The following is a 26,366-nucleotide window of genomic DNA, read 5'->3' on the forward strand; positions in this document are numbered from 1 at the left end:
TCCAGGATGCGGCGGACGCGAATGGCGGCAACCGGGCCGACGCCACCGGGGGCTACGAGGCCTCGGCGGCGTACGTCGAGGAGCAGTTGCGTGCGGCGGGGTACGAGCCGCGGCGCCAGGAGTTCAGCTACGGCCTGCGACACCATCGACAACGTCGACATGGCCGTGCTGGAGCAGATGACCGAAACGCTCATGGGCGCGACGGTTTCGCTCGGCGGCATCGAGGACGGCCTGGCCAAGGGTGCGGCAACGCAGGAGGGCGCCGGCTGAGTCGCCGCGAAGCCTCATCCGAGGGAAGGTGTTCCACTTCCAAGGTAATGAGACATCGCAGAGTTAGGCGGCTGCTTCTTCGCCCTGCGAAAAAGTAGTCGACATGCTGACTCCCTCTATGGAGCGGATGATGAGTGCCACGCCCCTTCACCGTCGCGCCCTCGCTTGGTTCTGTCTGTCATACCGATACCGGACATGCCGATGGCCGGGAACGAATGGGCACCGCGCACCGGCCGTAAACGCAAGGTAGGGCAGGTTGCCAATCATCCCTGGCAACCTGCCCTACCTTGCGTTTACGGTGAAAACAAGGAACGTCAGTCGACCATGATGTCCATGCCCGGTCCGGTGCCAGTGCCGGTGACGAAGAATAGTGTTAATACCAATACCCACAGGACCCAGAAGACCGCGGTGAACGGCAGCATGCGGGCAATGATGGAACCGATGCCGGCCTCTGGTTCGTACTTGCGCAGGAAACCGAGGATGACAACCAAGTACGGGTTCAACGGGGTCAGTGCCTGTGTGGCCGAATCCCCCACGCGGAAGGCCGCTTGGACAAACCCGGCCTCGTAGCCAATGAGGGCAAACATCGGGATGAACACCGCGGCAATCAGCGTCCACAGGGACGACCCCGAGGAAATCAAGAGATTGAGGATCGAGACGGCCGCAATGAACGCAATGATCGCCCCGTAGCTGGTGAAGTTCACGTCCTTGAGCGTTTGTGCGCCGTTGACAGCCACCCAGGACGCCAGGCCGGACCAGGTGAACAGGGCCAGGAATTGGGCCAGGATAAAGGCGACCACAATGAAAGACACCGCGTCTTTTACTGCCTGTCCCATCATCTCCACGACCGACTGGATATTGGTTACCAGACGCAGGCGGGCGCCATAGACAATGGCCGGAGCCAGCAAGACGCAAAAAACGATGAAGATGACTGAGCTCAGCAACGGGGACTTGGGCAGGAACCCGCCGGCTTCATTGCGCAACGGGGCGCCGGCCGGAAGTGCCAGCGCCAGGAACAGGCCGACAACCACCAGCAGGGCAAGCCCTGCCCAGCGCAGGGCTGACTTTTCCGCGGCGGTGACATCCGGGCTGGCTTCTTCCGCAGCCGCGGCATTGACACCGACACCGGTACGGTTCAGTCGCGGCTCAAGCACCTTGTCGATGACCAGGCCGCCGGCCACCGTGAGCACGCCAGCCAACACGATGTTCAGGAACAAGTTTGAAACGGCCGTCACGGGCAGCACCAGGCCGGACACCGGGGCGGCAGCGGCATTGGAAATGCCGGCCAGCAAGGCATCGGTGGAAGTGATGAACGGGGTGCAGCTAAATGCGGCAATGCCAACTGCGTAGGAGCCGAGCAGGCCCGCAACCGGGTTGCGGCCCGCGGCACGGAACACCAGCGCGGCGATCGGCGGGATCACCAGGATCGAGGCGTCGGACATGATGTGCGCGCACAACGCCACCAAAGCTATGACGTAGGGCAGCGCCCACCCCGGGGCGCGGCCCAGGGTTGACTTCACCAACACCAGCAGCAGGCCAGTGCGTTCGGCAACGCCAACTGCCAGTAACAGGGTGACCACCACGCCAAGGGGCGGGAACCCGATGAAGTTCTCAACCGCGGTGGTCATCAGCCAGGTGATGCCTTCGCCGGTGAACAGCCCCTTGATGAGCGTCGGTGCCTCGGCGCCGGGCAGCGTGGTGCTCACGTTGAACCAGGACACCACCGTGGAAATGAGTCCGACGGCCAGGAAGAGGTACAGGAAGAGCGCGAAAGGCTCTGGCAGCTTGTTGCCTGCCCGCTCTATGCGGTCCAGGGTGGCGGCACCGAACTTCTTATTCTCCGTGACGGGCGCGGGTGCCTGTTTCTTGCGCATCAATGTGCTCATGCGCCTACTCCTGCGGGGACTGAGGCCCGGATGTCCTTGACCATCCGTCCTTTGGCAAAGACGATATCAATATTTTTGGGGTCGGCCAGCGCATGGATGGAATTCAACGGATCGACGTTTGTCAGCACCAAGTCGGCGTCCTTGCCCAGCTCGATGGAGCCGACTCGGTCCTCCAGCTGCAGCAGCTTTGCCGCATTCAGGGTTCCGGCCACGAGTGCATCCATCGGGGACATTCCGAAGTCGACTAGGTGTCCGAGCTCGGCGAGGTTGGTGCCGTGTTCGCAGACCCCGGCGTCGGTCCCCAATGCGACCTTGACACCGGCCGAGATGGCCTTCGAAACGCAGCCGTGGAGTTTTTCCTGCAGGCGAAGCTTCTTCTCCACCGCGTAGGAAGCGGCCCTGGCCGGATCCGGGGGGATGGTTCCGGTGCTCAGTGTGGGAACCAGGAAGCTGTCCTTTGCAAGCATCAGCTCGATGGCCTGGTCGTCGATTTCGTAGCCGTGCTCGATGCTCCGGACCCCCGCAACGAGTGCGTTGGAGATGGAGCGCGCCGACTGGGCGTGGGCTGCCACGGGCACGCCATGGCTCCCTGCTTCCTCGACGATGGCGCGCATCTCGGCAATGTTGAGGCCGTCGTGCCAAGGGGTGTCACGCGGGGACCACACGCCGCCGCTGGCCATGACCTTGATGACCTTGCCGCCCAGACGCATGACCTCACGCGTGTTGCGCAGGGCCTCGTCGACCCCGTCGGTCAGGAAACCGATGTCGCCGTTGGGGGAGATTGCCTCGCCCTGGTTGAAGCCGCAGCAGGTGCGGAAGTCCCCGTGGCCGCCGGTGGGTCCCAGCGCGCGGTAGGCAAAGATGATTTCGGGGCCTTCAATGAGCCCGCGTTCAATGGCAACTTCGGTTGCCATGTCAATGCCGCCCAGGTCGCGCACGGTGGTGACACCGGCATCGAGGGTGGCGCGCAGCAACGGGATGGCGGCATAGTAGCCATATCGCGGGGGCAGGTGCAACATGGCGGTTCCGCTGAGCTGGCCGGCAGGCATTGCCAGGTGGACGTGCGAGTCGATGAACCCAGGGAGCAGGAACTGACCGCGCCCGTCAATACGGCCCGCCTCGGTGTCCGTGAGCGGCGCCTCGGCGTCCGGTCCAACCCACTGGATCTTGCGCCCACGCAAGATGACGGTGTGCATCTGTGCCGGAGCGGCGCCCGTGCCATCAATCAGGGTGACGTGTTCAATCACCATTTGTCGCTGCTGCGGCAAGTTTCCTCCATGTGTGCTGTGTCATAAGTCGAACTAAACGCTAAGAGAAAGACCTGACTTTCTTCGAAGATGCAGGAAAATAGTTCAGTGACCAATAATTTGCAGGAAATCGACGGCCTGACCGAAAATGACCTTGAGCTCGTCAATGCGCTCCAGCTGGCGCCGCGCGCCAGCTGGAGCGATCTTTCTGTAATCCTCGGCGTGCATGCCACTACGTTGGCGAGGCGCTGGGAACACATCACCAATGCGGGCCTGGCGCGCATCTCGATAGCGCCTGGACCGGGCATGGCGGCACAGATGGAAATGGCTTTTATCGAGCTGACGTGCCGCAACAGCCAAGTCATCCAAGTTGCCGATGAATTATTCAAGGATCACCGGACCATGACGATCCAGTTCATTGCCGGATCCGCGCATCTTTTGGTTACGGTGGCTGCCCCCGGGCAGTCCCTGGCCGATTTCCTGCTCACCACCATTGGCTCCCTGGACGGGGTATTGCACTATTCGGTGCGAACCGTGACAGGCCAGCTAATGGATGCCAGCAATTGGCATTTTCGTGCGTTGCCGCCGGCCGCGATGCGCAAGCTGTGCCTGCTTGCGAGCAAACCGGATCCCCGCGAGGGTGGAGTTCGGGTCGCCATGGATGAGATCGACCAGGAAATCCTGCGTTCGCTGAGCATCAGCGGGCGCATGGGTTTCAAGGAAATCGCCCACCGTGCCGGGATCACCCCGCCCGCGGCGGCGCGTCGGGTCAACCGGCTCATCGAGGGAAACTACATCAACGTGCGCTGCGACATTGTGCGCCACTCACTTGGCCGCAATGTCAGCGCCGTGTTCTGGGGCTCGATGTCCCCCGACGACATCTTGCTCATCGATCGCAACATCGCGGCCGAGCTACCGGAAATCCGCATCATGGTGGCGGTGACCGGCGCCAACAACATCCACATGGTGGTGTGGCTGAACAACCCCTCGGAATCACTCGCCGTCGAACGCAAGATCCTGCGCGCGATTCCCGGGCTGACGATCGATGACCGGCGCATCGTCTTGCGGACCTTCAAATATAATGGTGCGCGCATCACCGAATCCGGACTTTTTGGCGAGGTGCTTCCCGTGGGGTTCTGAGGACCTTGCCCTGCCACGGCACACCGCGGGCCAAGAATAATCCGCAACCATCAGGTCGCACAAGAACCGAACGACGACCCCGCAAACGACTAGATGGATAAGTCCTGGTCGGTGCCGAGGACAGAACAGACCCCAGCCCATGTTTTGGGCTGGGGTCTGTTAATTGGTACGCCCAGCATGGGCATTTGCTTGGAAGCGTTTTCATGAAGTACGGACTTCGCCGGCAGAGTTCGAGCGCTTCGTCACCGAGGACCTCGGAGCGCACCTGATCAGGCCGGACCGCAGGGACGAAAGACCCAGGTTCGGACGATTCGGTGGTATCCGCCAATGGATCGAATCGGTCTTCGACACCCTCAAGGGCCAACTTGGCCTCGAGCAACACGGTGCAAGGACCCTCGGGGGGCTCTACGCCCGCGTGGCCTCAAAGCTCCTCGCCCTCTCGGCGGGCATCTGGCCCAACTGGAAAACCGGCGACCCCTTAGGACGAGCATCTGGAAAGCGTCCCTGGTTGCAGCACTGTCATGACTGAGCTTGCTTCGGGCCGAAGTGGGCGGGACGAAGGGGATCGCTACGTGAACCGGTGAGTGGGAGGGCCGGTGACGGGCACGGTGCGGCCGAGTCAACGGGGCAGTGCCGGCACTACTACCTCGCCGGTCGCCGTCGTATCGGGATTCAGCATTACGCCGACGCGCTTGGGGAACTTCACCGTGAGCGAGCTTTCGATGATCCGTGCGCGAGGGACGGCGGCGAGGAATTGGTCCTCGATGCCCAGGACCTCCGCCGCAGAGCGCATCCACATGACGAAGGTGAAATTGCTGGTGCCGGTGGTCGAGGCGCAGAGCCGCAGGCTGCGGAAGCCGCGCAGGACCGCGACGGCGCTGTCCCGCTCCTCCGGCGGGAGGCTGGCGAACCACTGGCAGCTGACCGGGTAGCCGGAGTAGTTCTGGGCGACGTCGCAGCGGAACAGGAGCGTGCCGCCGCCCAGCACGCGGTTCAGTTGCCGGCGGGCGGTGACCGGGTGCAGCCCGGTGGCCTCCGCAATTTCCATCGCCGTCGCCCTTCCGTTGCGGCTGAGGACCTGGACGATCGGCCAGTACGAAGACGGCGGGGGCCCGGCGTAGCTGCTAGCGCTGGGAGAGACGAGGGTGCGCAGACGGGCGCGCTGCGGCGCACTGAGCGCCTCCAGGTTCCAGCGGTCCGCGGTGGCGTGCATGGCCGTGCACATGGCGCTCCGGTACTTGACGATGCCGGGGATGCGGGCGATCTGGGGGAGGACACGGCCGGTCAGGTCCGCCCAGCTGGGCGTGGTGACGGTGAGGACGAGATCACGGTTGCTCGCCGATTCCTCCACGGAGAGCACCTCCGGAATGGCGCACAGGGCCGCCTCCACTTCGTCCCGGCGGCGCAGCTCGCAGTCGATCTCGACGAAGCTCAGGGTCATGTGGGCAGGATCGCCGAGCAGATGCGCGGTCACCCACGCCAAGCCCGCGGTCCGGAGCCGTTCCCAATGCGCCGCCAGCGTGGTTGGGTGCCTGCCCAGGACGTAGCCGGCATCCTGCCAGCTGATCCGCGGGGCCAACTGCAACACATTGATCAGGGCGCGGTCGTCTTCAGATAGGTCCATTAGCGTCTTTTCTGATCGATTTTTCGCCCTATTGGCGGAAAAGAGATTTATTTCTGCATTCTAGTCGATTATGAGTCACCTCACGCGACAATTATCAGAGCCGCTAAACACGAGGAGTTACCACCCATGTCAGTTATTGCCGACGCCCACGAGCTCAAGGACGACATCGTCCGTTTGCGCCACCGGCTGCACCAGGAACCTGAGATCGGGCTGGAGCTGCCCCGCACGCAGGAAAAGGTCCTCGAGGCGCTGGAGGGGCTGCCGTACGAGATCACACTTGGTCGTGAGACCACTTCGATCACCGCCGTGCTCCGCGGCACCGCCCCGGATTCCGGAGACCGCCCCGAAGCGGGCGGCGCGGGACGGCCGGTGGTGCTGCTGCGCGGCGACATGGACGGGCTACCGGTTCAGGAAGCCACCGGTGTGGACTACACCTCCCGCATCGAGGGCGCGATGCACGCCTGCGGCCACGACCTCCACACCGCGATGCTTGCCGGAGCCGCCACGCTTCTGGCCGAGCGCCGGCACCAACTCGCCGGCGACGTTGTCCTGATGTTTCAGCCGGGCGAGGAGGGGTTCGACGGTGCCGGAGTGATGCTGCGCGAGGGCGTGTTGGATGCCGCCGGACGCCGCCCGGACGCCGCTTACGGGCTGCATGTGATGTCCGCGATGGAACCGAACGGAATGCTCTTCACCAAGCCGGGCATCCTGATGTCGGCTTCGGATGGGCTCGTAGTCACGGTGCATGGGGCCGGCGGGCACGGCTCCGCGCCGCAAGCAGCCAAGGATCCGGTGACGGCCGTCTCCGAGATGGTCACCGCGTTGCAGGTGATGATCACCCGCCAGTTCAACATGTTCGATCCGGTGGTGCTCAGCGTGGGCCTGCTGCAGGCAGGGACCAAACGCAATGTGATCCCGGATTCGGCCCGTTTCGAGGCCACCATACGAACCTTCTCCGATTCGAGCCGCGAGAAGATGATGACGGCGGCGCCCCGGCTGCTCGAAGGCATCGCCGCCGCCCACGGGTTGGAAGTCGTGGTGGACTACCGGCCCGAATATCCAATGACCGTCACCGACGGCGCGGAGACGGAGATCACCGAACGGGTCATCAGCGAACTCTTCGACGGGTCGCGCTACGCCCGGCTCGCCCAGCCGATGAGTGGATCCGAGGACTTCTCACGGATCCTCGCTGAGGTGCCCGGCAGCTTCGTCTGCCTCTCCGCCGCGGACCCGGAGACCGATCACCGGACCGCCGCGTTCAACCACTCGCCGTTGGCCACCTTCGACGACAACGTACTCGCAGACGGAACCGCCCTCTATACCGAACTGGCGCTGAACCGTATCGCCCAACTTGCCGGCGCCCGCTGACCCAAGCGTCTTCTTCCTTCCCTCTTTCTTCAGTTCTTTCATCTCAGGAGCCCTTCCATGGACATACCCACGCAGACCGCCTTCGACGGCGGCACCCCGGCCCAGCCCTCGCCACCGGCTCGCCCGGTCAGCAGGCGCCGGACCGTCATCGGCACCGGCATCGGCAATGCCGTCGAATGGTACGACTGGATGATCTACGCGACCTTCGCCCCGTTCTTCGCCAGCCAACTCTTCAACAACCAAGACCCCGCTTCCGCCGTATTGTCCACGTTGGCGATCTTCGCCGTCGGCTTCCTCGCCCGGCCGCTAGGCGGCTTCGTCTTCGGCTGGCTGGGCGACCGGGTGGGACGGAAGTACTCCATGACGCTTGCGGTCGGCATGTCCTCACTGGGCTCCCTGCTGGTCGGCATTACCCCGACCTACGCCGCAGTCGGCGCATTCGCCTCGGTGATGCTGCTGGTCGCCCGGCTGATCCAGGGCCTGGCCCACGGCGGCGAGCTGCCCTCGTCCCAGACGTACCTCTCGGAAATGGCGCCACGCGAGCACCGCGGTTTCTGGTCCACCCTGATCTACGTCTCGGGAACCCTGGGCAACCTGGTCGGAACGATGTTGGGTGTGGTCCTGGTCATGGTGCTCAGCAAAGAGGACATGCTCGCCTGGGGCTGGCGCGTCCCCTTCCTGATCGGCGCGGCGCTGGGGCTGTACGCCCTGGTCATGCGGTCGCGAATGAAGGAGACGGACGTCTTTGAGCACGAGTCGGCGGCCGAAAAGCGCGAGCCGATGTGGCCGCAGATTGTCCGCCACCGCAAGCAGGCGATGCAGGTAATCGGCATGACCATCGGCGGAACCGTTGTCTATTACACCTGGGGTGTGCTGGCTCCCACCTACGCCTCGACCAGCCTGGGCATGGACCGCGGGGCAGCCCTGTGGGCCGGAGCCGCGGCCAACATCGTCTTCCTAGCAGCGCTCCTGCTGTGGGGGAAGGTCTCGGACAAGATCGGGCGCAAACCCGTGCTGTGGATCAGCATGGGCGGAGCGGCCCTGATGCACTTCCCCATGACCTGGCTGCTGCGGGATTCCCCGTGGCAACTGTTCGTGTCCATGTCCGTGATGCTGGTGTTTATCGCAGCCTCAGCGGCGATCCTTCCCGCGGTCTACTCCGAGATGTTCCCCACCAACATCCGCACCGTCGGCGTAGGCGTGCCGTACTCCATCGCCGTGGCGATCTTCGGCGGCACCGCCCCGTACCTGAACTCATGGCTCACCGGCAGCTTCGGTCCCATCGCCTTCGGCCTCTACGCCTTGGTGCTGCTGCTGATCAGTATCGCCGTGATCTTCACCATTCCCGAGACCAAGGGCAAAGACCTGCGCTGACCGATCTCCAACCCGACTGAAGAACTTGCCTCCCCTTGACCGCTCAAGGGGACGCCGGGGAACCGTGAATTTCATGTCCCCTGATTCGTCAGGTCAGTCGGTAGCACCTCATCCTTGAGCGGTCTCACTTACTTGATCAGGTGGCTTTATCACCTGTCGCGATTCTCGCAAGAAGACGATGCTGTGCGTTATGTAACTGCTGCTGGTCGTTGTAGGCAGCATGTGCCTGCTGGCTGACCGTGTAGTTTTAGGCATGAGAGCAGCCCTCCTGCCAGGTAGGACGTGGAAGACCCTGACCCTGATTTGGATTCCGGGTCAGGGTGTTCCACTTCCAAGGAACCGGGACTGCTACTTTGATGGCTTTAAGCACGGAAACCCGGATGTCCGTCTGCAATACAGACGGCCATCCGGGTTTTCAGGCAAATGTTTCCGAGGAGTGACGCTCGGGACTTTTAGAGTTCCGCGCAGTCGCGGCAGATCTTGACTCCATCGACTTCCTTGGCGGCCTGGCTGCGGTGCCTGACAACGAAGCATTCCCCGCAGACGAACTCATCCGCAGCCTGGGGGACAACTTCCACCACGAGCTCATCGAGCACGATCGCGCCCGGAAGCTCGGTGCCGTCGGAAAGGTCCGTTTCCTCCAATTCGGAATGGACACTTTTCGCCGTGGGCGCATCCATTTCCTGAACGGCCTTCAGGGTGCGTTCGGAAGCTTCTGCTACATCCGGGCGCGCTTCGTCGTAATCCTGTGCCATGGTTATTCCTCCCGATTGTTCAACACGTTTCCGAAATTGTAGATGCCGTGGGTAGCAGGGGCAAACCGAATTCCGTGCGACGTGAATACTGACGCTTTTGTGAAGCAAAAGCATTCAACCATCCATGGTGTTGGCCGCGTGCCCGAAGGATGAAACCGGGAGCCTTCCAGGAGAATTTTCCCGGACTGGTCCTGGTTAGTCTGTCGGTTCGCCCGCTTGCGCCTGGTCCAGATCGGCCTGGGCTTCCTCCGGGTCCGGTTCCTCGGGGAAGGTCTCCGAGTGCTCCTTGTCCTTCGCCGGCTCCGCTTGGTCTTCCCGACCTGCTTCGGGAATTTCAGGCTGCGTTACATCGTCCGGGTTCGAATCGGGGTTGGTGTTCTCTGTTTCAGCCATCAGGGGTTCTCCTTCGTGTGAAACCTGCAACGTTCGGCGCATGCGGGGCCTTCCCTCGATTCGGGAAGTCCATTGTTGCCGGCGTTCATGCTACCGGATCGCCTACGCCGTAGGTCGACTCTAACGATGCTGATCGAGGGGCGGAAGGAATTTGGTCGTTGCCGCGAACGTTCGGAAGCATGTCCGGTTCCAGGGTGACGGATCTGTTGCGGAGCCTCCGGCGCAATGTGGAGGCCGAATGCGCCGACACCTTGAGCTTCGTGCCTGCGTAGGGCATGCCTCCGGCAGCCCTGTGTCCCGCGGCGACCCAGATGCTCACTGCCCGTTCAAGAACCCAGACCGGAGCCCATAAGGCGGCACCGCCTCCAAACACCTGGGCCCCGCCGTCACGTCGCCGTCCGATCTCGGCGATCGCCCAGGCCGCGAATGGCCAGGCGAAAGCCAGGCCGGGTCGGCCCCGCACGGCACGGTAGATGCCGGCCAGTACGAGCGGGGCATAGCAAAGCTCCACGGCCAGGCGCAGGGGCTGGGCAAAGTCGTCATAGGCCTGGCGAACACGCTGTCCCGAAAAATGTTTGAAGGTGGGCGGCAGGCGGCGGACAAAGACATCGTTGGCACGGAATTCCCGGCCGCCGGCGGCATCGATGGTGCGCAGCAGTTCAAGGTTCTCGAAGAGGACGTGGGCGTCATATCCCCCTGCTGCCATCAGTACCGAACGGCGCAAGGCAAAGGTTCCCGGATAGTCGGCTCCAAAGGCCCGGTTGACCAGCGAACGGGCGGTGTCCAGCCGTGCGTGCCACGGCAGTGGCGCCAGGTAGTTCTGCGGTCGCACGATGTCCGCGCGCTGGAGCAGGTCCAAGACCTGCTCCAGCTGGATCCGTTCGTAGCGCACGTCATCGTCGGCAATGACCAGGAGTTCGTCGCGCGCGGCCTGCACTCCCGTGAGCACACCGGCGACCTTGCCGTTGGCCCCCGGCATGGGAACCGGTCGCAGGTGCACCACTGCCGAAGGAAAGCGTGCTGCGTGGTTTTCAAAAAGGTCGGGTTCGGATCCGTCCACCACAATCACCCGAACCCACTCGACGACTTGGCCAAGGTAATCGGCAAGGTCATCCAGGCCGGAGTCGGAGTGCCATTTCAGCGGCAGGATGTACGTTGCCTCCGGCAATGTCCCATATGCACTCTCGGTTCCCATGATTCTGTTGTCACCTATGTGATTGCTTGGGTTGGTTGCTTGGAATGCGCGCCCATGGATGCCTAGGCGCCGCAGGCCGTGAACGTCCTTGGGGTGCCACACCCCAAGGACGTTCACGGCCACGCATCTTGTCTGGAGTTGATACCGGGACCACCGTGCCGGGGCACGGAAACCCGCTCAGTCCTTCAGAAGTCCAAGCTTGACGTTTTTCGGCCGCTGCATCTCGCCGTGCTTGGCGCCCAGCACGATGACCGCGGCTGCGAAGCCGGGAATCGCCCACTGCAACTGGCGAAGCTGCTTTTGTGCCTTTGCCAATTCGGGAGAAGTTTCGGGACCGGGCTCGGTTGCACCGCGGGCCCCTTCATCTGCCAACTCGTCGACCTTCTTGCCCAGGACGGCAGCATAGAGGGTGACGGCTGCACCGGCCACGGTCACGCCGGTCTTGATCCATGTTGCCGACATGACGCCGTCCTGGGCTGCGTACCGACCCTTGTTTTCCCAGAGGATCGGACCCAGCGAGGCCAGATGGGCTGCAAATGCCGCGGTTTGGACCGGGGCCCATTTCTTCCAGCCCAAGCTGGAGAGCCGGGTCCTCTCCGTGGAGTCTTTCGATTGGGAAGTGGCACCGTTCAGACCCACAGCACCCATGAGGGAACCGCCGAACCAAGCGGCTGCGGACAAGTCATGGATTGAGCGGGCAAGCAAGTTTCCGGACATGGGGCATTCTGCCTTTCGTAGTAGCGGTTTGGATGCATTCCACGTTGCTTCACCCACACCGGCATGTAAAGGGATTTGCAAGGCGTCGACCGGTCTGGGTTCGGAAGGGGGGCAGCGCCTCCCCATTTGCTCGATCCTTGGTGGCGAACAATCGCGCTGCGGTGCGGGTCCAGAGCGAGGACCCGCGGCAAGAACCTGCCCCGTAGGGTGTCCGGGCAGTCAAAACCGGTGATGGGCGCCGGGTTATGATGGCAAGGTGCTGGTACTTACGCGGAAGGTCGGAGAACAGGTCCTGATTGGCGAGGACATCGTGGTGACTGTCCTGGATGTCAAAGGCGATTCGATCAAGATCGGCTTCGACGCGCCCCGCGGCATCAAGATCCAACGGGCCGAGATGATCGCCGCCGTGACCGAGGCCAACCAGCAGGCCGCCGCTGCCGCCACCGAGGACGCCGAAGCCCGGCTGAAGGCACTTTTCCCTGCTTCGCCCAAGCCCGCCGCACCCGATGCGCCGAGGGCGTAGGCACCAGCACGAATCACGGACCGGGGTAATCGGCACTTGCCCGTGTTTGATGCAGTGATACCGGCATTTCAGCGAGCCAGAGCGAGCCGCCGAATTATGGCGGGAGCGTCTCAAGAAGAACCCGTACGGCAGCGACGGCTTCCTCTTCCTACGGTCACGACCTGATCTCCGCGGATCTTGTAGGACGAGTTCTCCGGCATTTGGCATGCCCTGCTTGAACTGCTCGAAGAATTCTTTCAGAAGGGATCAGCCGAAAGGCTTTTTCCGGACCAGCCAGTAAGGGCGGCGAAGACCCTCCCCAATCGGGTGACGGGATCCGGGATCCAGGGTCCAGGGTTCGGCACCCCTTGGTCCCAAGATGGCCGAGGTATTGGGGAAATCCATTTTCCCGAATTGCCGCAATGTTAGGGTTGTGGTTCATCTCACTAGCACTATTCATTGGGGAAACTATGTCTCGCCGCTTTTTCGCGCCGCTTTTGGCGCTTGGCCTATCTGCAGGACTCGTCTTTGCTGGAACGCTGCCCTCCATCGCCGCACCGGTGGAACCGGTTGCGGCGGTGCAGGCTGCCAAGCCGGCACCGAACAAGGTCACGATCAGCAAGATCAAGACCGCCAAGGTGAACAAGAAAACGAAGAAGGCCACGGTCAAACCTGTCGTGAAGTCGACAGGCCAGGTCAAGGTCACCTCGTCGAAGATTACCGTGAAGCAGGGAAAAAAGACCCTCGCGAAGAACGTCTCCTCAGCCCAGCTGAAGGCAGGCAAATACACGGTCACCACCACCGCCAAGTACAAGACCTGGGCGAACAAGACGACCACGAAGGACGTCAAGAAGAGGACCCTCGTCTCGAACGGCAGCAAGCGCGTCAAGATGAACTGCAAGGTCGCTGGTATTGAACCTCAGTACTTTGAGGGGTTCCTCATTGATTTGTTGTTCCTGGAATGCACTGGCGCCTTCGACGGCGTATACAAGGCACGCGCCGGACACGTGTGGGACATTGATGACAACTGGCCGATTGCGGGCGACATGATCTGGGGAGAGTCCTTCCCGGAAGAACCGAACATCGGATCCGTGCTCGGGTTGCGTTTCACGACCAATGTGTACCCGCTGGAACGAGACCTCTACAAGACGACTGTGACCAAGCAGAAGACAACGACCAAGGTGTGGTCGAAGGAGCAGGCCAAGACCTTGAACCAGAGCCTGATCGTCAGCAAGTAGTAACGCTTCTTGATTGGGGGGCCGCCCGGTTGAACTGCCTGGGCGGCACCCTTTTCTTTTGGCCGTCAAAGGGTCAAAAGGCACGATCCCGCCCATGGAGCGACTGCCAGGGCTTTCTTAATCGGCAGCAACCGATGGTGCTGCACTCGAGGCCGCACTACCGCACCCACAATTCGGGACGGGAAATCATGAGGGGACCCCACAAGCCGACCATTCACTCCAACGGATAGTCTTCCGCGGCCCAGTTGTTGCGGTATCGGATTGGCTTACGGGTGTTGACCGTCGCGTTGTTTGACGATCTTCGCGTCACCGGGTTTGACGACGAGCCGCCCATGGAAATGCCCTGCCGAGGGGTTTCGGCAGGGCATTCGTTGTCTTGCTGACGGCGTGGTCGTCGTCGGTGCCGGGCTCCTATTCGCTGTTTTCGGTGATCGCGGATTGCGCCGCGGCCTGGTCGACGATGGTCTTGTTGCCGGCGTAGGTGGCGATCAACGCGGAGACGGCGAGGTTGTTCACCGCTCGCGGGTAACCCCGGGAGGCCTGGTGGATGGCGGTAACGGCATCCTCGGAGAACAGCGTGTCCGATCTGCCCGCAAAACCGAGATGCGCTTTGATATAGCTGGCTGTGTCGGCAAGGTTCATGCCGGTGAGGGTGAAACGGGTGCCGATGCGCTGGTCCAGCGCGGCCAGGACGGCCATCTTCAGGCGCCTGCGCAGCGTGGGTTGCCCAATGAGCAGCAATGCGAAGTGGGACCCGGTATCAAGGGCCGTGTTGGTGAGCATGCGCAGGGATTCCAGCTCGGTGTTGCTCAAAAGGTGCGCCTCGTCGATGACCACGACCGGCAGGCGGGAACGCTCGTCCAGCTCCCCGGCCAGCAGTGCCGCGGTTTGGGTGGCCAGTACCCCGGAATAGAAGGATGGCTGGCCGCCCAGGGCCGAAACGATGGTGGCATGGATGCCGCGCATGGTGATGGTCGGGTCCGGAAGATAGATGACCTGGTGGCGGGAGGCCTCGAGCCCGGCCAGTGCCGCGCGCACCGCGACGGTTTTCCCGGCACCGACCTCCCCGGTGATCACACCCATTTGGCGTTGGCCGATGCACCAGTGGATCCGGGCGATCGCCTCGCGGTGCCCGGGGTGCGGATGCAGCGCCTGGGGCGGGATGTCCGCGCTGAAGGGCATGCGGGAAAAACCGTAATGGCTTTGCAGTGACGTGATGCTCACGGCGTGTTCTCCTGGCGGTGGTGCGCTTTGGCGGTGTCGGTGTTTCTGGACGGGGTGGCGAGTTTCTCGAAGCTGATCGGAGCCCCGCTCATGGTGTGTTTGTGTTGGTCCTCGAGCAGGCGCAGGTAATCGATACCGGTGGAAACGTTTTGGGCTCCGGCGTCCCGGTCGGCGGCCGCATTCTTGGCCTTCGGGTGCACGTGCCGACGAATCTGAAGCAGGGTCGCGGTTCCGGCCGGGACTCCCAGGTGGGAGTGCACGGCGATGGGGGCGGCCAGGTCGAAGGGATCATAGATGAGTTCGACCCGGGTTCCTGCCAGCACCGGGTCCACCTGGTAGGTGTTGCCCAGCAGGGAGATCGTGGCAGTCTTGGTGACCTTACGTTTCTCGGACCAGAGGAATGCCTCACTGACCTGGTCCGGGGATTTGCGTACCGGGGTGCGTTTGACCCAGCTGGCATCCCAGCGCTCAAGCGGTGTTTGCCCGGTGGTGGAGTGGATGGTGCGGTGATAGAGAACCTGCACCCAGGAGGTGAAGAGCGCGTTCAGTTCTTGCAGGGTGGAGATCTCCGATCCCTGCCCGGTGCCCGGAAGCGAGGGCTGGTTGGTGACGGTGATTTCACCCAGGAATTGCTGGGTCACGGTATTGAAGAACCGCTCAATTTTGCCCCTTCCCTGCGGGCGGTAGGGGGCCGAATGAACCAACCTGATCCCCAGCTTCGCCGTGACCCGCTGAAGTGCCTTGTCAGCAAAGGCACTGCCGTTGTCGACATAGACCTGACGTGGTATTCCGTGGGTTTGCAGGGCCGGACGCAGCACCGCGGCCAGGCGGACGGTGTCCTCGGCGAAGGCCCACCGGGAGGCGACCACCATCCGGGAATGGTCATCGAGGAACGCGAACAAATAGGTTTTGCGTCCCTCGATCCGCGGCCCATGCAGGGCATCTCCCACCCAGATTTCGTTGGATTCCTCGGTTTCGAAGCGGCCGGTGGCGGCCCCGGGAACGCCGGTGGAAATGTCCAGGGACCGGAAGTGGCGCAGCAGCGTCGTTTCCGAGGGTGCATCGCCCAGCGTGGTGGCGATGATCCTTTTGATTTGGGCGGCAGTGCGGTGAGGCTTCTCCCGCTTCAAGGTCTCGGCCAGCAGCAGCACCCGGGGCTCGGTGATCGGGCCTTGGGCGCGTTGGGTTGGCTTCAACCCGTCAAAGCCGTCCTTCTTCCAGGCCTTGATCCAGCGATCGATACTTTCCCGGGAGAACCGCTTGGTGCCCCCGAAAGGCCAGGGATGGTATTGGATGGCCAGTGCGCGCACCATGACACCTCGGGCCTTGGCACCGAGCTGGTCATCGGCTGCTTCCCGGATGAGCTGGTAGCGGAACAGGGCGATCTGCTCGGCGCGTTCGCTGCGTTTCACCGGTCCTTTCACCGGAGCCGAGGACGGTGCCGGTGTTGCCGGTGGAGGGTCGGCTGCAACGAAGGTTTCCGGACGCTGTTCCGGGATCAGGGCAAGTGGCATCAAGGCGGTGTCCTTTCAGGGAAACGGTATTTATCGGCACCACCTGCACCGGGGCGCAGGTCATGCTTGTTGCCCACTTTCGCCCATCAACACCCCGCCCTATCAGGGCCAATTGGTGTTGCAAGCCTTTTCACCCACCAGGTGCCGCTGAACACCCACGGCCCGGCGCTGGCCAACGCGGCAGCATGCCAAGGAACCGCACTGGCTTCCGGGACCGCAAAACGCTCGCCCACCACCCGGGCATAGGCCAACAGAACCCCCAAGGCCTGGGCAAGAATTCCACGGGCGGACTGCGGCCAGAGCGACGCGGCATCCGACGCGTCCCGGAGCAGCAGAGACCGAAACCAAGAACACAGGGACGCGGCGGAAGAGCCGAAAGACCGCAGCCAACCACGCACCGTGCTCACCGGCCGGCCCACCCGATCCGCGATGGAGCGGTGGCCGAGCCCCTCGAGGGCCTTGGCTTCGATGGCTGCGGCGATCACCAAAGCCTCATCAGCCTTCCGTGCCGCCAGAACAACCGGCAACAGCACATGAGTCATCCGGCATCCGGTGCACCGGGCCCGCAACGGGCAAAACACCGACACGGACGGCCCCGCGGTTCCCATGCGGATCCGTCGTTCCCGTGCATGGCCCCACGGACGCAATGCCCCGGCGCATTCGGGGCATGAAAGGAGGCCGCCACGCAGATCAGATTCGACAGCGGCGGGCGCATAACTTACCGTGATCATTAGCGCGACTCTTTCGCGTTAGAACGACCCGGCGCAGCCTTCGAAATCTGGCGCTGGGTCGTTTGCCTTAAGTTTGGTTATCGTCAGCTTGCCGCCGCCAATAACCGAAGATCAAGACCTACAAGTCGAAACCTTGCATCGGCACCGAACTCGACGGCTCATCCCCAAACAACGCGACGCTCAACAACGGGCGTCCGATGGGGCATGTCCTTGCTTCACATTGAGGTTGGATGCCTGCCAGGGCCCAGGCTCTAGGCGCCGCGGCATCCTGGTGGGATGGGTTCGAACGGTACAAGGGCCCACTCGTGAACGAGCGGGCCCTTGTCTTCGGTGTGCCGATGGAGCAGGTCGGCCCCTACAGGAGAACCCAGGAGGTCTCCTGCAGGGGCCTGTTCTTCTTACGGCTCAGGCCGTAAGCACGGGCGGGCTGGTTTTGGCGGGCATTGCGGGGGTCGGGAGTGCGGCTTCGCTGGCCCGGGCTACGTCGGCCGGGACAGCTCCGTGGTCCAGGGCGGTGCGGACGATGGCTTTCAGGGCTTGGCTGCGTTCGCTCAGCACCACTCGGGCGGCGGCCACGTCTTCGGCCGCAGCCCGGATCAGATTCAGTTCGTGCACGTATTTTCCTGTCGTTGGTTGGACGGTTTGACTTCTGGGGGCGGCGGGGCGGCAGGTTTGTCCCGGGGGGCATGCTGGCCTGCCTGGGTCCCGCTCAGGTGGCTGGAATATTGTCCGGTGCCCCATTGACCCGGGGGTCGGGGGGCGATGGAGGTGTCCAGGAAGAATAGCCTCGTGAGATGGACTGAGGCGCCGGCAGCGTGTCGCATTCCTTGGCGGTGCTGCGGCGCTTGGGGGATCCGGTGAAGCGCACGTAGCGCATGGGCCGCCGTTGCGGATCACTTCGTCCCAGGAAGCGCTGCCTCCACAGCTCGGGGACCAGCGGGGCGTATTCGGTTTTCTCGTCCATCAGGGTTCGCAGGGCGAGGCAGAACGGCATGATGGCCAGGCGGCTGCGCCGTACGTCGTTAAGGACATGTAAGAGGAGTTCCTCGATGAGCTCTTCGGACCGGTAACGGCGCTTGAGCTGGGTGTAGTGCACCCACATTTCGTTCTCGCGCATGCCGTATTGCACGAATCCCGCCAAGTCACCGGACTCGTAGAGTTCGTAGCGGCATTGTTCCCGGTTGTTCTCGATCACGCGCATGGTGTCGGCCTCCTGTGGGGGGCCGAGGGTGCATGGGCCGGGTGGCATTGGGGGTCGAGCGCAGTGGCTCGTCGTCGGGACAGTTGCGTGGAAGGTGGTTTCCGGTATGGGCGATTCATGGCGTGCTCCTCAAAGGGAAATACCGTGGCTCGCTGCTGAACCGTTGTATCGGTGTATCTGGTGAAAAATCTGGGTTGTCTGCGATGTCTACGCTGTAGATATCTACTGTAGACCTTTGTTGTAGACGCTACATGTAGAGTATTAGGTATGGCAACCCGGTCAACCCCTGCAGAACCCCTGGCAGGGCCGCACACTACCCATGGAGTCCGATCACCGCATGCCCGAGAATCCGACCCGAGACGACGCCGTCCCGGACCACGAGCAGGGTCCGAACCAGATGCCTTCCGGGGCGCCGGCCCCCAAGCGGCGAGAGCGGCTGACGCGTGAGATAGTGCTTGCTGCGGCCCTGCGCCTGGTGGACGCCGAGGGCCTGGAAGCCCTGACCATGCGCCGACTGGGAAAGGTCCTTGATCGCGATGCGATGGCCCTCTACCGGTACGCACCCAACCGCGCCGCGTTGCTGGACGGCATCTCGGAAATGGTGCTCCAGGAACTGGTCATCGAACCCGTCGACGTCGACTGGCAGTCGCAGTTGCGCAAGGTCGCCCACGGGTTTCGGCACCTGGCGCTGGCCCACCCCCATGTGGTCCCGCTGTTGGTCACCCGGCCCCTATCCACCCCGCTGGGTCTGCGCCCACTGGGAACGCTGCGCCCGCTGGAGCAGATCCTGGCGCTGCTCATCCATGCCGGGTTCACGCCTGAAAGCGCCCTGCACATCTACCGGGCCTATTACGGATATATCTACGGCCACATCCTGAACGAACTCCAGGAACACATCGTCGACCCGGAGGAAAACGAGGCCATCCTGCGGCTGGGCCTGCACCGGCTTCCGCCCAAGGAGTTCCCCCAGCTGCGCAACCTTGCCTCCGTCCTGGCCGACTACGACGGTGCCGAGGAACTCGATCAAGGCATCACCATCCTCTTGGCCGGACTCGAGGAGCGACTCCGCCCCGGCACCGCTCCCTAACCAGGACGGCCCGCCGGAGGCCTTCCGCCACTGGGGGAGCTCCGAATCCCCTGACGGTTTCCCACGCGCGGGACCGCAAGCCTTCGCCTTGGCAGGCAACCTGCCTAGCATCGATGCATCGGTGCAGGGCCAACTGCGACTCCTTTTACTACGGCAACATCGCCCCGCAAATGGATGACTTCAACCAGAGCAGCCAGGAAGGGATCTGGGGTCGGCTGGAAAACGCGCTCTACGAGGACGTCGATGTCCAGGACCTACGCCAGCGTCTTTGCCGGCCCCGTCTCACGTCGCGATGACCGTGTGTACCGGGGCGTGCCACTGCCCTCGAAATACTGGAAGCTGCTGGTGTTCCGGGAACAAGGGGTAGTGAAGGCCCGGGCCTTCCTGCTGACCCAGGACCTCGACTCTCTGCGGGCCGTGCTGGCCCTGGACCAGTTCCGGGTCTACCAGGTATCCATGGGCGAACTTCAAGCGCGGACGCAGCTTCAATTCCCCGAGGTGGTGCAAGAAGCCGGGACTCTACCGGTTTTTCGGACGGCCGCCCGCCGGAAGCCGCTCGCGTACGCAGAGGACGGTACCTGGTAGCCCTTGCGCAAGGTATCAACCTGCGCCCGCTCAATATCCCCGTGCTCTATTCGCGACAGCCTGCTCTGAGTGATTTGGAGCCGGCCTGCCAGCTGGACCTGAGTCAAGTCGGAAGCTTCGCGCAATTCGCGTAGTCGGAACACAAAGACCTCCTTGAGGATGCGTGTCTTATGGACCGCTAACGCCCTGTCGGCGTGGCTCCTGGCCGACGCGGGCTCCGCTTGGTCTGGTACGCCCAAATCGCGATCTCGACTCGGTTGCGGGCACCGAGCTTCGTCATCAGGCTGGCGACGTGAGTTTTCACGGTGCTCAGGGTGATGTACAGCTCGCTCGCGATCTCGTTGTTGCCCAGCCCGCGGGCAACGGCCGCCAGCACCTGCTCCTCCCGTTCGGTGAGCGGTTCGACCGGTTGGGCAGGGGCAGCCGCCGGCGCCGCATCCGCGAACGCCTCGAGCAATCGCACCGTCACATTGGGGGCGATCAGCGCATCTCCGCTGGCGGCGGCACGCACCGCCTGCCCGAGCAAATCCGCACCGGCATCCTTCAGCAAGAAGCCCTTTGCCCCGGCCCGCAGGGCCGCATAGACGTACTCGTCGAGGTCGAATGTCGTGATGATGACAACTGCCATGGGATTCTCCACGCCCGGTCCGGCGATGGCACGCGTGGCCTCGATGCCGTCCTGTCGGGGCATCCGAATGTCGAACAGGCAGACATCCGGTTGAAGACGGCGAGCGAGCGCCACCGCCTCGATGCCATCGGACGCCTGCCCCACGACTTCAATGTCGGGCTGCGCATCGAGGATCATGCCGAGGCCGGTGCGCACCAACTCCTGGTCGTCGGCGATGAGCACGCGAATCGTCATGTGGTCCATCCAACACGAGGGAGCACTGCAGTCACAACCCAACCGCCGCCGGGCGCTCGGCCGGAGTGGCAGGTGCCCCCGAGCAATGAGGTGCGTTCCATCATTCCGGTGATGCCGTAGCCCGGCGTCGCGGCCGGCGCCGCCTCACCGTCGTTGGTCACCGTCAGCCGCACTCCACCCTCATCCACCTCGAGGACCACGTCGATGATGGAGACACCCCGGGCATGGCGGCGCGCGTTCGTCACCGACTCCTGCGCCAGCCGGAAGATGGCGGCGGCCACGGTCGGTGGGATGCTCTGAGTGTCACCGGTTATGCGAACATCGACGCGCGGACCGGCAGCCCCGGAGCCAGCAGGTGGCTCAGTGGTGGCGAGCTGCTCAACGTCGGCGATGGTCCGGCCAGGAGCCAGTTCAGGCTCCAATTCAGGCGCGTCGCCCTGACGCAGAACGCGCACCATCGAGCGCATCTCGGCAAGGGTCTTGGACGCTTCCGCCTCGATCACGCGGAGCGCATCCGTTGCCGCTTCCGGCTTTAGGGCCGCAGTCGCCAGCCCGGCCTGGGCGCGGATGGCGATCGCGGAGACGTGGTGGGCGACCGTGTCGTGCAAATCCCGGGCGAGCATTTCTCGTTCCAGCAACTTGGCGCGGTCGATCTCCCGCATCCTCGCCCGTGCCCTGTAGCGCAGTGCAATTCCGAGGGTGACCACGATGACGGTCAACCCGACCTCTCCGAGGATGTCGGCGAAAGGCGCACCGCCCAGGCCGGAAACCACGAGGTTGACGAGAAGGATGCCGGACCCCAGCAGCAGGTCTCGGCCTTTGCCCCATCGGAACAGTGCGTACGCCGGCACGATGACGTACACGCTCGTGTAGAGGATCGAGTTGTCCATCAGCAAGGTCGCTACTGCCACGGCGCCGTGCGCGATCGCGAGCATGGGCAGTGGCAGGGTCCGCCGCCACAACAGCGTGGGGGCCGATCCGATCACGATGATCGCCGCTAGCAGGGGTTGGGAGAGGTCGGTGCGGAGCGTAGCCTCCAGCAGTGCGACAAGCACGACCACCGATACCAGCGCCCAGTCCCGCCATACCCGCCGCGGGGGAGGGGGAACTGCGCCTGGCGCATTCCACACGGAGCGCAAGAGACCGGTCACTCCTTCATGATACTGGCGCATCAGCGGGGGCCTGGGAATGCGCGGGCCATCCGAGCACGCCGGCGAATCACGAACTCGGCGACTCCGGCGTTGAGAACCCAGGCTGCGCCCATGAGTAGCGCGTCGGTCAGGCTGCTGACCGGCCCAACGCCGAGGATCCAGAACGCGAACACGACGGCCTGGGTTCCAGCCGCGATGCCAAGCGCATAGGCGCGGGTCATCCAGGCGCCGTGAGCGCTGAAGTCCCGGCGCTTGAGCGCGATGATTCCAAGGAATATGCAAGCCGCCATGGCCGCACCAAAGGACAACCGAATGACCATAAGCAGTGCGCTGCCGCCATCCGGCGCTGCGTAGAAAGCTGTCATCCACAAACCGGACAGGGCAGCGAGCAGGCCGGCGGGAATCAGGATGCCGCCGGCGATGCGATGCCAGCCGCGCCGGCGGCGAAGCGACGGCACGAACTGGAACGCACCGAGCAGGCAATATACCGTGGCGCTGGCGATGTGGGTGATCACCGGAATCGGCGAGGCGAAGAATCGGGCATTGTCTGGGGTGATGACGCCGCCGCTGGTCAGCTCGGTGACCCGGAACATGCCGGCGATCACCGGTATGAGGCTGAGGAGAATCAGCCCGGCGGGTGCCAGCCACGGGGCTCTGTGGCGTTTGGGCGGCCAACCGTTTTGAGCGCGGCTGTTGGTGGTTTCAGTTGTCATGACTCGATACTCGCCCGTGAATCGGGGGAAGACATCGGCAGGACGGCCGAGGACCAAGCCATACTTTCGGTCGGTGCGATTCGGGCCTTTCCGCCGATGCGCGCTCTCACGTCGGCAGGGAAAGTTGAGTCAAGACAGCAACAACATCACCCCAAGGTTTTGCCACCGCACCGCACCGTCGAAACCGCACCATTCGAAAGGTACAAGACAATGCCATCCTCCGCCTCGTCAACGCTTCCGGTTTCCCAGCCCCAAGTTTCGCAGCCCCAAGCGGCAGCACCGCTCCCGGATCGGACCACCGGGCCCGGGCAACTGCCCACCTTCCGCCTGAACATGATGCGCGGCGGCTATCTCTTCATGGCAGTGGGCCTGATGATCGTTAAATTGCCGCTGCTGCTCCAAGCATCGTCGATGCCCGTCTTCGAAGGGGTGGTTCTCTGCATTCTGACTGCCATGTCCCTGCTGGCGTTCCTTGGCCTCCGCTATCCCCTCGGGATGCTGCCGATCCTGCTGTTCGAAACGATGTGGAAGGTTCTGTGGCTCGCAATCGTGGCCCTGCCCCACCTGATCGCAAACGACATGGATGCGGCAACGGCGACGATGCTCTTCAACGTTCTCTTCGTTGTGCCGATCCTTGCCGTGACCCCCTGGGGCTACGCCTGGAAGCGCTACTTAATGACACGCGGCGAACGATGGGTTCGAGGGGCGTAGGAAACGGAACAGCGGTGGGAAGTGAACGGCACTTTACGACAAGTGAGGCAGGGTTCCTCCAGGATGAAGGCGTCCTGCTCGTGGGGATGGCGCCATTGATCATGTCGGGGAGGCCAGAGTGGATTCCCCTCGACGCTGCCGGTTCCTTGGGACAACCGGCTGGAGGTTCGAGGGGAGCCCCGCTCTTCTCCGACTGCCCAGTAATTGCCCACGATTCCGATGTCCAGATCAAGGTTCGGCAAAGTGTCGACGTCGCAGCGCCACTTCGGGGACATCGGCGCAATCACGTCAGATGCGCCGAGGGCGTAAATGACCCCGTAATTAGCACTCGCCTTGACCGAGTGCTAATGGTTGCCTAGAGTCATTGGTGGCGCCTGTCGATCCCGGCAAGTGCTGAAAGCCTGAGGTAATTCACCAGCTGGCACCGCGACGACGGTTGGTACCACCCGAACGGCCCGTAAACCATTGGTAACTCACGCAAAGGAGAGACGATGTCCGTCTCCATTAAGCCTCTCGAGGACCGCATTGTCGTCCAGCCGCTCGAAGCAGAAACCACCACTGCTTCCGGTCTGGTCATCCCTGATTCCGCCAAGGAAAAGCCGCAGGAAGGCAAGGTCGTGGCAATCGGCCCCGGCCGTGTCGATGACAACGGCAACCGCGTCCCCGTTGACGTAGCCGAAGGCGACGTCGTGATCTACTCCAAGTACGGCGGAACCGAAGTCAAGGTCGGCGGCGACGAGTACCTGGTGCTCTCGGCCCGCGACGTCCTGGCCATCGTCGTAAAGTAGTTTTTCCTCGTAAAGCCCCGGCCCCTGGCCGGGGCTTTACGTAGCTTATAAGGAGCAAGACATGGCAAAGCAGCTAGCTTTTAACGAAGAGGCGCGACGCGCCCTCGAAGCGGGCATTGATAAGCTCGCAAACACCGTCAAGGTGACCCTCGGCCCGCGCGGCCGCAACGTGGTGCTGGCAAAGGCCTGGGGCGCACCGACGATCACCAACGATGGCGTGACCATCGCCCGTGAGATCGAGCTGGAAGACGCCTACGAGAACCTTGGCGCGCAGCTGGCCAAGGAAGTGGCCACCAAGACCAACGACGTTGCAGGCGACGGCACCACCACCGCCACCGTGCTCGCACAGGCCTTCGTCAAGGAGGGCCTGCGCAACGTTGCCGCGGGCGCCGCCCCGGGCGAAATCAAGCGCGGCATCGAAGTTGCCGTTGAGGCAGTTGCGCAGCGCCTGAAGGACAACGCCGTTCCGGTCGAGGGCAAGCAGGTCGCCAACGTCGCGGCAATCTCCGCACAGAACGAGGAAATCGGCGAGCTCTTGGCCAAGGCCTTCGAGACCGTTGGCACCGATGGCGTCATCACCATCGAGGAATCCTCCACGACCGCCACCGAGCTGGTTGTCACCGAGGGCATGCAGTTCGACAAGGGCTACCTGTCCCCGCAGTTCGTCACCGACCCGGAGCGCCAGGAGGCCGTCCTGGAGGACGCGCTGATCCTGGTCAACTCCGGCAAGATCTCCACGGTTGCAGAGTTCCTGCCGCTGCTGGAAAAGGTGCTGGCTGCAGGCAAGCCGCTGTTCATCATCGCCGAGGACATCGAGGGCGAAGCCCTCTCCACCCTCGTCGTGAACAAGATCCGCGGCACCCTGAACGCCGTGGCCGTCAAGGCCCCCGGCTTCGGCGACCGCCGCAAGGCCATGCTGCAGGACATTGCCATCCTCACCGGCGCACAGGTTGTCTCCCCGGACTTGGGGCTGCAGCTGGACCAGGTCGGCCTCGAGGTGCTGGGTACGGCTCGCCGCATCACCATCACCAAGGACTCGACCACCATCGTTGACGGTGCAGGCACGGTCGAGGACGTCAATGACCGCGTCTCGCAGCTGAAGGCCGAACTGACCCGCACCGATTCCGAGTGGGACCGCGAGAAGCTCAACGAGCGCCTCGCCAAGCTCTCGGGCGGCATCGGCGTGATCAAGGTCGGCGCAGCCACCGAGGTCGAGCTGAAGGAACGCAAGGCACGCATCGAAGATGCCGTCTCCTCCACCCGCGCCGCCCTCGAAGAGGGAATCGTTGCCGGCGGCGGCACCGCATTGGTTGACGCCCTTGCCGTGCTGGACACCGACCCCGCCGTGCTCGCCCTCACCGGCGACGCCGTTGCAGGTGTCGGCATTGCCCGCCGCGCCCTGGTCCAGCCGCTGCGCTGGATTGCCCAGAACGCCGGCTTCGACGGCTACGTCGTCACCGCCAAGGTTTCCGAATCACCGGCCAACGAGGGCTTCAACGCCCTGACCGGCGTGTACGAGAACCTGATCAACGCCGGCGTCATCGACCCGGTCAAGGTCACCCGTTCGGCGCTGCGCAACGCTGCATCGATCGCCGCCCTGGTGCTCACCACCGAAACCCTGGTCGCCGAAAAGCCGGCCGCGGATCCGGACTCGCACGCAGGACACAACCACTAACACGCAGCAAGCGTGGCAGTGCACCAGGCGCCGCCGGCAGCCAGGTTCCCGTTTCCCCCTTGGGGGCACGGAAGCCCGGAGGCCGTCGGCGCTTGGCGTTGTGCGCTGGACCGGTCGACACCGACGGGCCCGGTTAGTTCGAGGCGGAAAGGCGCACCGGTGCCGCCGCGTGCGGCTCGGCGATGAGGTACTCCTTCACGGCCTGGGCGGGAACCCGGTAGGACCGGCCGAAACGCACCGCCGGCAGTTCCCCTCCGTGCACCAGACGGTACACAGTCATTTTTGAGACGCGCATGGCCAAAGCGACCTCCGCGACAGTCAGGTAGTGGGCTTCCTCGAAACTTTCTAAGTCAACCATGTCATCCCCCATCAAAGTGTTGCTCATCCCCGGACGAACTGCTGATACGTCGCATAC

At 63.4% G+C, this 26,366-nt stretch carries 29 protein-coding genes and 1 pseudogene; 13 read left to right on the forward strand and 17 right to left on the reverse strand.

Annotated elements, in window-relative coordinates; genetic code table 11:
- The first annotated feature begins 90 nt into the window (after positions 1-90).
- The gene (locus Q2T94_RS14990; protein WP_302265390.1) at positions 91-270 is read left to right on the forward strand and encodes a hypothetical protein; all 180 of its coding nucleotides are present in this window, start codon (positions 91-93) and stop codon (positions 268-270) included.
- Between the two features lie 314 nt (positions 271-584).
- On the opposite strand, the gene Q2T94_RS14995 is transcribed toward Q2T94_RS14990, so the two are convergent.
- Positions 585-2,156: an AbgT family transporter gene (locus Q2T94_RS14995; RefSeq protein WP_302265392.1), complete on the reverse strand. Its 1,572-nt coding sequence runs from the start codon at positions 2,154-2,156 to the stop codon at positions 585-587.
- The gene (locus tag Q2T94_RS15000) at positions 2,153-3,406 is read right to left on the reverse strand and encodes a metal-dependent hydrolase family protein (RefSeq protein WP_264271699.1); all 1,254 of its coding nucleotides are present in this window, start codon (positions 3,404-3,406) and stop codon (positions 2,153-2,155) included. The genes Q2T94_RS14995 and Q2T94_RS15000 overlap by 4 nt, the downstream gene beginning before the upstream one ends.
- A gap of 105 nt (positions 3,407-3,511) precedes the next feature.
- Here Q2T94_RS15000 and Q2T94_RS15005 point away from each other — a divergent pair, with 105 nt between their 5' ends.
- Both Q2T94_RS15005 and Q2T94_RS15010 read left to right on the forward strand, forming a co-directional pair.
- Positions 3,512-4,543 carry an AsnC family transcriptional regulator gene (locus Q2T94_RS15005; protein WP_302265398.1) on the forward strand — a complete coding sequence of 344 codons (1,032 nt, stop codon included), beginning with the start codon at positions 3,512-3,514 and terminating at the stop codon, positions 4,541-4,543.
- A 226-nt stretch (positions 4,544-4,769) separates the two neighbouring features.
- Positions 4,770-5,072 (forward strand): annotated as a pseudogene (locus Q2T94_RS15010) (IS982 family transposase); the annotation flags it as partial.
- A gap of 90 nt (positions 5,073-5,162) precedes the next feature.
- Here the strand turns inward: Q2T94_RS15010 and Q2T94_RS15015 are convergent.
- Positions 5,163-6,167, reverse strand: a complete 1,005-nt coding sequence (locus Q2T94_RS15015; RefSeq protein WP_264271697.1) for an Lrp/AsnC family transcriptional regulator — start codon at positions 6,165-6,167, stop codon at positions 5,163-5,165.
- 126 nt (positions 6,168-6,293) lie between these two features.
- Here Q2T94_RS15015 and Q2T94_RS15020 point away from each other — a divergent pair, with 126 nt between their 5' ends.
- The gene (locus Q2T94_RS15020; RefSeq protein ID WP_264271696.1) at positions 6,294-7,535 is read left to right on the forward strand and encodes a M20 metallopeptidase family protein; all 1,242 of its coding nucleotides are present in this window, start codon (positions 6,294-6,296) and stop codon (positions 7,533-7,535) included.
- Positions 7,536-7,592: 57 nt separating this feature from the next.
- Complete coding sequence (locus Q2T94_RS15025) at positions 7,593-8,909, forward strand: MFS transporter (protein WP_264271695.1); 1,317 nt, start codon at positions 7,593-7,595, stop codon at positions 8,907-8,909.
- Positions 8,910-9,361: 452 nt separating this feature from the next.
- Here Q2T94_RS15025 and Q2T94_RS15030 read toward each other — a convergent pair whose 3' ends face one another.
- The 4 genes from Q2T94_RS15030 to Q2T94_RS15045 all read right to left on the reverse strand — a co-directional run bounded on the left by Q2T94_RS15030 (position 9,362) and on the right by Q2T94_RS15045 (position 11,969).
- Entirely contained in the window at positions 9,362-9,664 is a 303-nt protein-coding gene (locus Q2T94_RS15030; RefSeq protein WP_264271694.1) for a DUF4193 domain-containing protein, read from the reverse strand.
- A 195-nt stretch (positions 9,665-9,859) separates the two neighbouring features.
- Positions 9,860-10,057, reverse strand: a complete 198-nt coding sequence (locus tag Q2T94_RS15035; protein WP_264271693.1) for a hypothetical protein — start codon at positions 10,055-10,057, stop codon at positions 9,860-9,862.
- 85 nt (positions 10,058-10,142) lie between these two features.
- A complete protein-coding gene (locus Q2T94_RS15040; RefSeq protein WP_302265403.1) occupies positions 10,143-11,252 on the reverse strand; it encodes a glycosyltransferase family 2 protein in 1,110 nt (369 codons plus the stop codon).
- A 177-nt stretch (positions 11,253-11,429) separates the two neighbouring features.
- The gene (locus Q2T94_RS15045; RefSeq protein WP_302265405.1) at positions 11,430-11,969 is read right to left on the reverse strand and encodes a hypothetical protein; all 540 of its coding nucleotides are present in this window, start codon (positions 11,967-11,969) and stop codon (positions 11,430-11,432) included.
- A gap of 256 nt (positions 11,970-12,225) precedes the next feature.
- On the opposite strand from Q2T94_RS15045, the gene csrA reads away from it, so the two are divergent.
- Positions 12,226-12,492 (forward strand): carbon storage regulator CsrA, encoded by a 267-nt coding sequence (gene csrA / locus Q2T94_RS15050; protein WP_217391056.1) that lies wholly within the window; start codon positions 12,226-12,228, stop codon positions 12,490-12,492.
- Between the two features lie 449 nt (positions 12,493-12,941).
- Complete coding sequence (locus Q2T94_RS15055) at positions 12,942-13,709, forward strand: hypothetical protein (protein ID WP_302265411.1); 768 nt, start codon at positions 12,942-12,944, stop codon at positions 13,707-13,709.
- Between the two features lie 411 nt (positions 13,710-14,120).
- Here the strand turns inward: Q2T94_RS15055 and Q2T94_RS15060 are convergent, their stop codons facing one another.
- From Q2T94_RS15060 to Q2T94_RS15080, 5 genes are all read right to left on the reverse strand, one after another.
- Positions 14,121-14,933 (reverse strand): ExeA family protein, encoded by an 813-nt coding sequence (locus Q2T94_RS15060; protein WP_302263215.1) that lies wholly within the window; start codon positions 14,931-14,933, stop codon positions 14,121-14,123.
- The gene (locus Q2T94_RS15065) at positions 14,930-16,447 is read right to left on the reverse strand and encodes a DDE-type integrase/transposase/recombinase (protein WP_302263214.1); all 1,518 of its coding nucleotides are present in this window, start codon (positions 16,445-16,447) and stop codon (positions 14,930-14,932) included. Before Q2T94_RS15065 ends, Q2T94_RS15060 begins: the two co-directional genes overlap by 4 nt.
- 86 nt (positions 16,448-16,533) lie before the next feature.
- Positions 16,534-17,178, reverse strand: coding sequence for a DUF6431 domain-containing protein (locus Q2T94_RS15070; protein WP_302263213.1), 645 nt, complete (start codon positions 17,176-17,178; stop codon positions 16,534-16,536).
- 405 nt (positions 17,179-17,583) lie between these two features.
- On the reverse strand, positions 17,584-17,793 hold the full coding sequence (locus Q2T94_RS15075; RefSeq protein WP_302265414.1) for a hypothetical protein: 210 nt from the start codon (positions 17,791-17,793) through the stop codon (positions 17,584-17,586).
- A 94-nt stretch (positions 17,794-17,887) separates the two neighbouring features.
- Entirely contained in the window at positions 17,888-18,379 is a 492-nt protein-coding gene (locus Q2T94_RS15080; protein WP_302265416.1) for an N-acetyltransferase, read from the reverse strand.
- A 397-nt stretch (positions 18,380-18,776) separates the two neighbouring features.
- Here Q2T94_RS15080 and Q2T94_RS15085 point away from each other — a divergent pair, with 397 nt between their 5' ends.
- The 3 genes from Q2T94_RS15085 to Q2T94_RS15090 all read left to right on the forward strand — a co-directional run bounded on the left by Q2T94_RS15085 (position 18,777) and on the right by Q2T94_RS15090 (position 20,051).
- Positions 18,777-19,466, forward strand: coding sequence for a TetR/AcrR family transcriptional regulator C-terminal domain-containing protein (locus Q2T94_RS15085; protein ID WP_302266436.1), 690 nt, complete (start codon positions 18,777-18,779; stop codon positions 19,464-19,466).
- Positions 19,467-19,579: 113 nt separating this feature from the next.
- Entirely contained in the window at positions 19,580-19,762 is a 183-nt protein-coding gene (locus Q2T94_RS20585) for a DNA/RNA non-specific endonuclease (RefSeq protein ID WP_367281548.1), read from the forward strand.
- Positions 19,710-20,051: a DNA/RNA non-specific endonuclease gene (locus Q2T94_RS15090; protein WP_367281549.1), complete on the forward strand. Its 342-nt coding sequence runs from the start codon at positions 19,710-19,712 to the stop codon at positions 20,049-20,051. The genes Q2T94_RS20585 and Q2T94_RS15090 overlap by 53 nt, the downstream gene beginning before the upstream one ends.
- Here Q2T94_RS15090 and Q2T94_RS20590 read toward each other — a convergent pair.
- The 4 genes from Q2T94_RS20590 to Q2T94_RS15105 are packed head-to-tail and all read right to left on the reverse strand — an operon-like array spanning position 19,952 to position 22,777.
- On the reverse strand, positions 19,952-20,194 hold the full coding sequence (locus Q2T94_RS20590; protein ID WP_367281550.1) for a helix-turn-helix domain-containing protein: 243 nt from the start codon (positions 20,192-20,194) through the stop codon (positions 19,952-19,954). The genes Q2T94_RS15090 and Q2T94_RS20590 overlap by 100 nt on opposite strands.
- A gap of 35 nt (positions 20,195-20,229) precedes the next feature.
- Positions 20,230-20,913, reverse strand: a complete 684-nt coding sequence (locus tag Q2T94_RS15095; protein ID WP_302265418.1) for a response regulator — start codon at positions 20,911-20,913, stop codon at positions 20,230-20,232.
- A complete protein-coding gene (locus Q2T94_RS15100; protein ID WP_302266437.1) occupies positions 20,910-22,043 on the reverse strand; it encodes a sensor histidine kinase in 1,134 nt (377 codons plus the stop codon). The genes Q2T94_RS15095 and Q2T94_RS15100 overlap by 4 nt, the downstream gene beginning before the upstream one ends.
- A 41-nt stretch (positions 22,044-22,084) precedes the next feature.
- A complete protein-coding gene (locus tag Q2T94_RS15105; RefSeq protein WP_302265421.1) occupies positions 22,085-22,777 on the reverse strand; it encodes a DUF2306 domain-containing protein in 693 nt (230 codons plus the stop codon).
- Here Q2T94_RS15105 and Q2T94_RS15110 point away from each other — a divergent pair.
- From Q2T94_RS15110 to groL, 3 genes are all read left to right on the forward strand, one after another.
- On the forward strand, positions 22,745-23,488 hold the full coding sequence (locus tag Q2T94_RS15110) for a hypothetical protein (protein ID WP_302265424.1): 744 nt from the start codon (positions 22,745-22,747) through the stop codon (positions 23,486-23,488). The two genes, Q2T94_RS15105 and Q2T94_RS15110, sit on opposite strands and share 33 nt — an antisense overlap.
- Before the next feature lie 491 nt (positions 23,489-23,979).
- Entirely contained in the window at positions 23,980-24,276 is a 297-nt protein-coding gene (groES, locus tag Q2T94_RS15115) for a co-chaperone GroES (protein WP_217391057.1), read from the forward strand.
- A 61-nt stretch (positions 24,277-24,337) separates the two neighbouring features.
- A complete protein-coding gene (groL, locus tag Q2T94_RS15120) occupies positions 24,338-25,951 on the forward strand; it encodes a chaperonin GroEL (RefSeq protein WP_302265427.1) in 1,614 nt (537 codons plus the stop codon).
- Positions 25,952-26,084: 133 nt separating this feature from the next.
- Here the strand turns inward: groL and Q2T94_RS15125 are convergent, their stop codons facing one another.
- Entirely contained in the window at positions 26,085-26,309 is a 225-nt protein-coding gene (locus Q2T94_RS15125; protein ID WP_302265429.1) for a helix-turn-helix domain-containing protein, read from the reverse strand.
- Positions 26,310-26,366: the final 57 nt, after the last annotated feature.

The organism is Paeniglutamicibacter sulfureus (assembly GCF_030512175.1).
Classification (GTDB): Bacteria; Actinomycetota; Actinomycetes; order Actinomycetales; family Micrococcaceae; genus Paeniglutamicibacter; species Paeniglutamicibacter sulfureus.